The sequence below is a fragment of the Vibrio sp. 10N.286.49.E11 genome (assembly GCF_041469505.1).
Classification (GTDB): domain Bacteria; phylum Pseudomonadota; class Gammaproteobacteria; order Enterobacterales; family Vibrionaceae; genus Vibrio; species Vibrio crassostreae_C.
In genome coordinates this window covers 97,981-105,426 of the sequence record NZ_JBFRKQ010000010.1, presented here as the reverse complement: position 1 = coordinate 105,426, position 7,446 = coordinate 97,981, and the positions used below count along the sequence as shown (strand labels likewise).

General features: G+C 46.3%; 6 protein-coding genes and 2 pseudogenes. All 8 read right to left on the bottom strand.

What is annotated here, in order from left to right; genetic code table 11:
- Window positions 1–131 (bottom strand): annotated as a pseudogene (locus tag AB4167_RS02845) (transposase); the annotation flags it as partial.
- Window positions 131–772, bottom strand: a pseudogene (locus AB4167_RS02840) (YegS/Rv2252/BmrU family lipid kinase); the annotation flags it as partial. The pseudogenes AB4167_RS02840 and AB4167_RS02845, both read right to left, overlap by 1 nt.
- Window positions 773–791: 19 nt before the next feature.
- A complete protein-coding gene (locus AB4167_RS02835) occupies window positions 792–1,697 on the bottom strand; it encodes a LysR family transcriptional regulator (RefSeq protein ID WP_372083682.1) in 906 nt (301 codons plus the stop codon).
- 78 nt (window positions 1,698–1,775) lie between these two features.
- Entirely contained in the window at window positions 1,776–3,143 is a 1,368-nt protein-coding gene (locus AB4167_RS02830; protein ID WP_372136100.1) for a BatD family protein, read from the bottom strand.
- Complete coding sequence (locus AB4167_RS02825; protein WP_372136099.1) at window positions 3,140–4,852, bottom strand: VWA domain-containing protein; 1,713 nt, start codon at window positions 4,850–4,852, stop codon at window positions 3,140–3,142. Before AB4167_RS02825 ends, AB4167_RS02830 begins: the two co-directional genes overlap by 4 nt.
- Window positions 4,845–5,924, bottom strand: coding sequence for a VWA domain-containing protein (locus AB4167_RS02820; RefSeq protein ID WP_061038361.1), 1,080 nt, complete (start codon window positions 5,922–5,924; stop codon window positions 4,845–4,847). The genes AB4167_RS02825 and AB4167_RS02820 overlap by 8 nt, the downstream gene beginning before the upstream one ends.
- A complete protein-coding gene (locus AB4167_RS02815; protein ID WP_372136098.1) occupies window positions 5,917–6,477 on the bottom strand; it encodes a DUF4381 domain-containing protein in 561 nt (186 codons plus the stop codon). Before AB4167_RS02815 ends, AB4167_RS02820 begins: the two co-directional genes overlap by 8 nt.
- Window positions 6,478–7,440 (bottom strand): DUF58 domain-containing protein, encoded by a 963-nt coding sequence (locus AB4167_RS02810; RefSeq protein ID WP_372123008.1) that lies wholly within the window; start codon window positions 7,438–7,440, stop codon window positions 6,478–6,480.
- Window positions 7,441–7,446: the final 6 nt, after the last annotated feature.

Below are 7,446 nucleotides of genomic sequence, written 5' to 3'. Positions count from 1 at the left end.
TGAACCACCACTTGTTGAAGTAGGTTCTCCTTCAAGGCCGCATACAGCGGGGCGAACTTCTCACTGACTTGGATAACCCACCTTGCCATGGTGGCTCGTGATAGCTCGATACCCGACTGGGTAAACAGCGATCATCAATCAATGCATTGGGTGCTAACTCTTGTCCTCCACCCGCTAAGCGACCATTACAAAAAGCACCCACAAGGATCTCGCCGGTAAAGCTGCCTTTGTCTATGGGCAACGTGCCACTGTAGGGCTTAAAGCCAAGTGCTTTCACCACACCTGTTAGTGTATACGCACCGCCACCGAGAAAATCTTTAAGCTCGACTGGCGTTTCAGCTGTGACTTCAGCACCAAAACCCGCCGCAGCGACATTCATAAAATAGCGGTCATTCGCACGCACGCTATCCACCGCAAACGCCTTGCCTTCCACCGCTAGTTCAAAAGCACCCGAAATATCGTTAGGTATTCCCGTTGCGGTAGCAAAATCATTCGCAGTGCCCATTGGGACAAGCGCCAGTTGTGGTCTTTCACTGGCACGGAACAGGTTGAGCGCGTTAACGGCTTCATTCACCGTTCCATCGCCACCGACAACAATCAGACGCTTAACACCATCGCATATTGCCTCGCTTACCAAACGAAACATGTCCGACGATTCCCAAGTCACTCTAACTTGCAGGTCAATATCATTGTCCCTCGCCGCAAAGATGGCTTGCCTTAATTCCGGGATATTGGCTTTCTTTCCGTTTAAAATCACGCGAATGCTGTCCATGGCTATGTCCTTGTATAGGCTAACTTGATAACTCTTTTGCTGCCGCTTTGATCTTAGCTCGTAACCACTTATGGCTTGGTTCATTAGTACGGCTTGGATGCCAAATCATACACATATCGAGGTCTTCCAACTCGAAGGGTAATGGTAGTGTTTTTACCGCGTACTTTTCAGCAAAACAACGCACTGATGAAATAGGCATTACTCCGATGTACTCAGAGCCTTCGATAACAGGAAGCATCTCTACAACGCCCGCTGCGCGATACACGATTCTACGTTTCTCAAGGTCACTATAGTGCTCAGAGCTTAATAAGCTTTTGCGCGCATGCCACCTAGAGACCACCACATGCTCGAGTGCTAAGAACTGTTCCATATCGATGGTATCGCCAACCGTAGGATGATCACTACTACACACCACGACCAGCTCTTCTGTAGAAATCACCTCGTACTTAAGCATGGTTCTTCCTTTAGGCGTCATATCAACAATCACGTCGTGTCTTTGCAGCCTTAAATCAGACTCATAGTCTTCGGTAAACAGAGGATGAACCTCTAACGCGATACCTGGTGCGACTTGGCTGATTAACCGCATGACTTTTGGCATCATTTCGTAGCTCGCCGCCGAGACGCAGGCAATGGAAAACACGCGGCCTGAGGTTTTAGGATCGAAGTCTCTTGATGCGGATAAGGTAGAAGTAAAGTTTTTAAGTGCAGCGGCCATTGCAGGATAGATATCAATAGCGAATGTGGTTGGCTCTACGCCTGATGTGGTGCGATGAAACAGTGGCTCATCATAGATATCTCTCAACCTTGCAAGTGCTTTACTCACTGCTGGTTGGCTTATATCCATGCGATTAGCAGCTCTAGATAAGTTCTGCTCTTCATAAATAGCGACAAATATAGGAATTAGATTGAGTTCGGTACTTTTCATACAGTTCCATATTAAAGAAGCAGGTTCCCTATAGTAGAGAACCTGCCGATTTTGTTCGATGCGAATGACTAAAGTTTGCTACTTAGTTCTATCTTTTAAGTCTGGCAAGGCTTTAGGGATTTTCAAGCGGTCGAAAATTGAACGAGAATTGCTTGAGTTGGATTTATCACTGGGTAATTTACGTAAGCTTTTCCATAAACGAGTAAATACGTTTTTGTCTTCACGCCCTTGTTGAAGCGCTTCACTATCTTCTAGCCAACGCTTTTGTCCATTCAGTTTACCAAGTTGTGCTTTATCCAGCTCTAGCTGAGAGGTTTCGTTTCGCAATTGACGGTAGATAAAGGTTCTTAATGCAGCCCAATTACCTTGCTTAAGCAAACGACGGAATACCAACCAACTTGGTGTTGGGCGGTTCGCATAATAACGTTTAACAGAAACAAAGCACGCCACACTGAACAACAGTGCCAGACCAACGCTAATAAACACTGACATGTAAGCCTTGATGAAAGATTGGACTGTGTGTTTAGCTTCAAACACATTCCCTTTTATCACCACGGTTTCAAGGCGTTGATTCTTGCTGTCCCACCACTGAAATGAAAACTCTGGCAACGTAAATTCACCGCCCTGCTGAATAACATAAACCGTCTCCTCAATTCGACTGGAACGGTAGTTACCACGATCTTGAGTATCATCTAAACGATTAGGTTGCGGGTAAGCTTGGTACTGCTGGGTCGATTCATTGTTCAACACATCCGGCAGTAATACAGACAAACTGTCTTTGGCCTTGATGGTTACCGTTCGAGTAATGGCATCGCCTACTTTTAAGTTTTCACTCGAGCGTTGCCATTGTTGCTCTGTATCTACTTCTGTTGCAGAAAACCAAGGCGATTCATTATCAAGTAAACCTGAAGGCAACGAAGCTTCAAACTTAATTGACTGCGTGTAAAGCGTGCCGCCAACGTTAGAACCATCAGGTGCAGAAACTTGGATGCGAACCGGCACGGTTGGAATGACAAACTCGCCAGAAGTCATCGGATAGAGCATCACTTCCCATCGTTGACGCGACCATGTAGTGCCATTGACCCGTTCCGTGTAATTAGTCGCGAGTTGGTTACGTTGCTTAGCGATCACGTTAGGGATTTCGATACTGCCGATTCGAGTCCCTCCTGTTAACCAGCGCGGCGTCGCCACCTCAATATTTAGAATTACCTGCTCATTAACGCTCACTTTAGTCGGCGTTATCTTATCGCCTGACTTTGGCTTTTCCCCTACCCAAGCGATAAGCTCAACGTCACCACTTTTTTGGAGATCGAAGATATCGGCAGCAGAAGCAACAAAAGGAGAAAACCAACTCAATATAAGAGTCATCGACAGTAACCACTTATGGGTTCTGAATCGCACTCTCTTTGATTGAATGGCTTCAAGAGCTAAATGATATCGACTCATTGGGTTTGCTCCTGTTTTGACGCTTGTTCGATGGAAGGTGCAGGGTCTCTTAATTGAATTTGGAACTTGGACTTTAAGAAGAACTTAGGGTCCGCTTCGACTCGTTTTAACCACTTATCGGCAAGCTCTTGGCTACCCAAAATTTCATTGGCATTAAGTGTTTCCTTCAACATAACTTCGGCTACCGTTTGTTCTTCTGCGCCGTCCCCCGTGCGTGGCTGGTCATCAGCTAATTCTATGGACTCCTCAAGCCCATCAGATACCGAAGAAGATGCTTGGCTTTCACTGGTGCGATTAACCTCTTCAACAATGCCGCTTAGAACCGCCAAATTGTTTTCTATATCGGCTTTCAGTTCTGGTGACAGATCGGGCTTTTCACTCAGTGATTTGAGTAGATCGCGAGCAGCAAGGTACTCTCGCTGTCGAGCTAAAGCACTGGCTGCGCTATACAAACCATAATCGGTCTTGGTTTGCAAAAAGGCACTGTGAGCTAACTTAAAATCACGAGCATAGTAATAAGCTGCGCCCTTTCTCATGGGATCCTTAAAGTGCTTTGCCGCTTCAAGGTATTCTTTCTGATTCAACAGGCGTTGACCTTGTTGGTCAGGCGTTAACCATAAGTCCCACCACCATTGAGCTGTTTTGTCCCAAGTAGTAACCGACTCCACCACAACGGGTTTCTCAGCGGTTAAGTTGACTGTTTTCGCCAAAGTGTCTGGTGAATACATGCTGCTTGTGATCATCAAACCAACGACACACCACTGCACCAACCACCCTTTTCTGAACCATAGCAACATAATGAAAGCCATTGGAATAAGCAGTCCATAGCCCATGTCTTTCCAAGGCATTGAAGATTCGCCGTTGAGCTGCATGTTTCTTTCAACCGCTCTGTTCAGTTGTTGGATATCCGAATCATCAACGGTCACTTCAATCACTCGTCCACCCGTCTTACTCGCTAAGTTACGCAGTGAATCTAGGTCGACAGGGTTATCGCTCACCACATTACTGTTTCCTGCGGCGAGAATGAGCAACTGATACGGATTGTCGTTAAAGAAACTCTCGTACGCCCTAATGGTGCTTGGGTTTACACCATCTGATACCAACAGTACAGAAGAGCCTAACTCACCAGACAGTTGCTGATTAATCAGTGGCAGTGCTTCCTCTGCTGACTTACCTGAAACAGGCATGATATCGGGTGTGATAGCCGCTAGAAACGGTTCAAACACCTTGCTGTCTTGCGTGACGGGCATCGCCACGTGTGCGCTGCCTGCATAAACCACTAAGCCCGTATTACCGCCTTTGCGAGCTGCCAATAAGTCTCTAATTTTCTGCTTAGATCGTTCCAAGCGACTTGGAGGCAAATCTTTAGCAAGCATAGATTCACTATTATCAAGCACAACCAACATCGACGCTTTGTCTTCACCAAAAGGCGATGCTTCACGTTGCCATGTTGGGCCAGAACAGATAATGATGGCGATAGTCACAATTACCACCAATAGCTTCAACGGCAGTTGCTTGCGCCAGCCTGTTTCGCCAATCGTCAATGCATCACGTAAATGTGCAGGTAAAATGTCTTTCCACGTTGGTTTGGTCTCTTCTCTCCAACGAACCCATAACAGGAAGAACATCGGAATAAAGGCCAACAACCACAAAGGTCGGATAAAATGAAACTGGGTAAAGAACTGTTGTATCGTGAGAGAATCAGGCATCACTCTCTCCTTTCAAATTCTTAGCCGAAGAAGCGAGCAGCGATCTTCGGCGTATCGTTGCTAAGCTGAATGCGGTCAAATACATCACTACAACAATCGCCATCAAATAGTGGTGCAGCCCCTGTTTAGGGCGATAAGTGGTACTTTCATATAACTGAGGTTCAAGCTCACCAATCTGAGCATAGGCTTTGGTCAGTTCGTCGCGGTTAAGTGCTTCAAAGGCTTCGCCACCTGACTCTTGAGCGACACGCTTGATGGTTTCCATATCCAGAGCAACCTCTCCAACGGTTTGCGGATCGCCCATCGCAATAACGTGAATTCGAACGCCTTTAGCCTTGGCGACTTTTGCGGCATCGATAGGCTCAACAAAACTTCCTGTATCATTACCGTCTGTTAATACGATCACGACTTTCTCTTTTTCGTTGGTGTCGACGTTTGAATCTTGAACGGCAGCACTTTGCTTTTCACTTTGTTCAAACACCTTGATCGCCAAGCCAATTGCATCGCCCAAGTGCGTACTTTGCCCTGCCATCGCGACATCGGTTTGATTAAGCAGTTCAAGCCATACATCTTGGTCCGCGGTAAATGGCGTTTGTACAAACGCTGCATCACCAAACAAGATCAAACCGAGTCGGTCACCTTTTCTGGTTTTCGCAAAATCAGCCAGCACCTCTTTGGTCGCATCTAAACGAGAGATTTTATCGCCTTGTTTAGAGGTGAAGTCTTGTTCTGCCATTGAACCTGACAAATCGACCACCACCATCACATCCCGACCCAATTGTTCGCGAATTTGTGGCTCACCAAGAATGGTTGGTTTCGCTAACGCACACACGACCAATACCCAAGTAATAATGAGCGTGGTTCGTTGCCACCAGCTTGGAGTTAACTGGCTTGCACCTTCTGACGGTGCTTCCCCAATCGCTTCAACCAATTCTCGAAAAAATGGCACCTTAATCGCCATTTGCTTAGTTCGATAAGCTGGCACCGCAAAGTAGACCAACAACGGTAAAGGCAGCGCAATAAACCACAGCGGATGCGCAAATTCAAAGCTGGCAGATAAAACATCAAACATTGTCTTGCCCCTCAGCCGTTACCTGTACATTCGGTTTCGCTTGTATATCTGGTTTATGAAATTTTAGCCACATCATCGCGGTTTGAATTACCTCTAAACGCTGTTCAAAGCTCAAACGCACATTAGGGTCAATTAGGCTTTGCATCCATAATTCCGAAACTTCATCGGCAAAGAACGCATTGCTGTTTTCACTCGTGTTGGCGCTAACAGGCAGATAAGCGTTCAAACGGTTCACATAAGCTTGGCCAAACAACTTGGCATTACTGCTGTCTAGGTAACGAAGCACCACTTTGAGGACTTTAAAGGTTCGTTCGGTTGAGTTCTTGTCTCTTGCATCCAGTACCATGAGTTCTTGAAGCGCTTCTTTGCGATAACGCTTATTCCACCACCTTAACGCCAAGCGATAAGCCAGATAGATAGCGACCAATAACAGAATAACGCCAAGGATCTTCCAGCCGATCGTTTGAGGAGCCCAGCTCACACTGTCAGGAATGGCGACATCATGTAGGTCGCGAAGGATATAAGTACTTGGAGGCGTATGTTCAACAGCCATTTAGCGCCCTCCCACTAGTTTCTGCAGCTGTGATATGTGATTGCCCGACGTGTCTAATTCTATATAAGGGAGGTTTTTCATCGCCATCAATTTAGCAAGGGACAGTTTCTGAAGTGCCGCTTTTTGGGCAAGGCTTTTACTTGCGAGGTTAACCTTAGATTGGCTATCCAGATTAAGTTGAAAGCGACCATCACCCACCACCCAGTTTGCGCTTGCCAGATCTTGAGGCAATGATTGTTCTAATGGATCGGTGACCATAATGGCTAAGATGTCGTTGTGTTGTTGCAGTTGCTTTAGTCGGTCAAGATGTTGCTCTTGGCAATCTCGCCAATCACTAATAAAGATTAAGGTCGATTGCTTTAATCTCATTCGTTTTATCAGTTCAATCCACTGGCTAAATCCAACACCTTCGCTATCGCTCACACTGACACCTAAGCTTTGATTAGCCTTGGTAAGATGTTTTAGCTGAGCCAACAAATCAGATTGAGAACGTTGAGCTTTGGTATGAAACAGTTTTTGGTGCGAGGCCAAAACGAAGCCGACACGATCACCATCTTTCAGCACTCGCCATCCACACAATGCCGCCACTTCGGCAGCCACAACAGATTTCATGGTGTTTTGAGACGCAAAGAACATCGAACTGCGCTGATCGACACAGATCATCACATTACGGTCTTTCTCTTCGGTATAGCTACGAACATGAGGCTTACCCGTTCGCATCGTAACTTTCCAATCGAGATTACGGATATCATCACCCAATTGGTAATGACGTAATTCTTCGAAGTTCAAACCACGACCACGGAACAAAGAGTTATGTCTGCCCGAAAGTACGCTGCCCGCTTTTAAATGAGGTAACAGTGAAAACGACTCAGCTTGAGCCTGAATTCGCACTAACCTTGAATAATCACAATACAGTCGTGGATCAAGGCCTTGCGATTTGGGAGCTTGTGTTGGCTTCGCCATGACGCC

What these genes read in the sequence shown, in the direction of transcription:
- AB4167_RS02815 (WP_372136098.1), bottom strand. Translation starts at nt 6,477, where the DNA reads ATGGCTGTTGAACATACGCCTCCAAGTACTTATATCCTTCGCGACCTA.
- AB4167_RS02830 (WP_372136100.1), bottom strand. Translation starts at nt 3,143, where the DNA reads ATGAGTCGATATCATTTAGCTCTTGAAGCCATTCAATCAAAGAGAGTG.
- AB4167_RS02835 (WP_372083682.1), bottom strand. Translation starts at nt 1,697, where the DNA reads ATGAAAAGTACCGAACTCAATCTAATTCCTATATTTGTCGCTATTTAT.
- AB4167_RS02820 (WP_061038361.1), bottom strand. Translation starts at nt 5,924, where the DNA reads ATGTTTGATGTTTTATCTGCCAGCTTTGAATTTGCGCATCCGCTGTGG.
- AB4167_RS02810 (WP_372123008.1), bottom strand. Translation starts at nt 7,440, where the DNA reads ATGGCGAAGCCAACACAAGCTCCCAAATCGCAAGGCCTTGATCCACGA.
- AB4167_RS02825 (WP_372136099.1), bottom strand. Translation starts at nt 4,852, where the DNA reads ATGCCTGATTCTCTCACGATACAACAGTTCTTTACCCAGTTTCATTTT.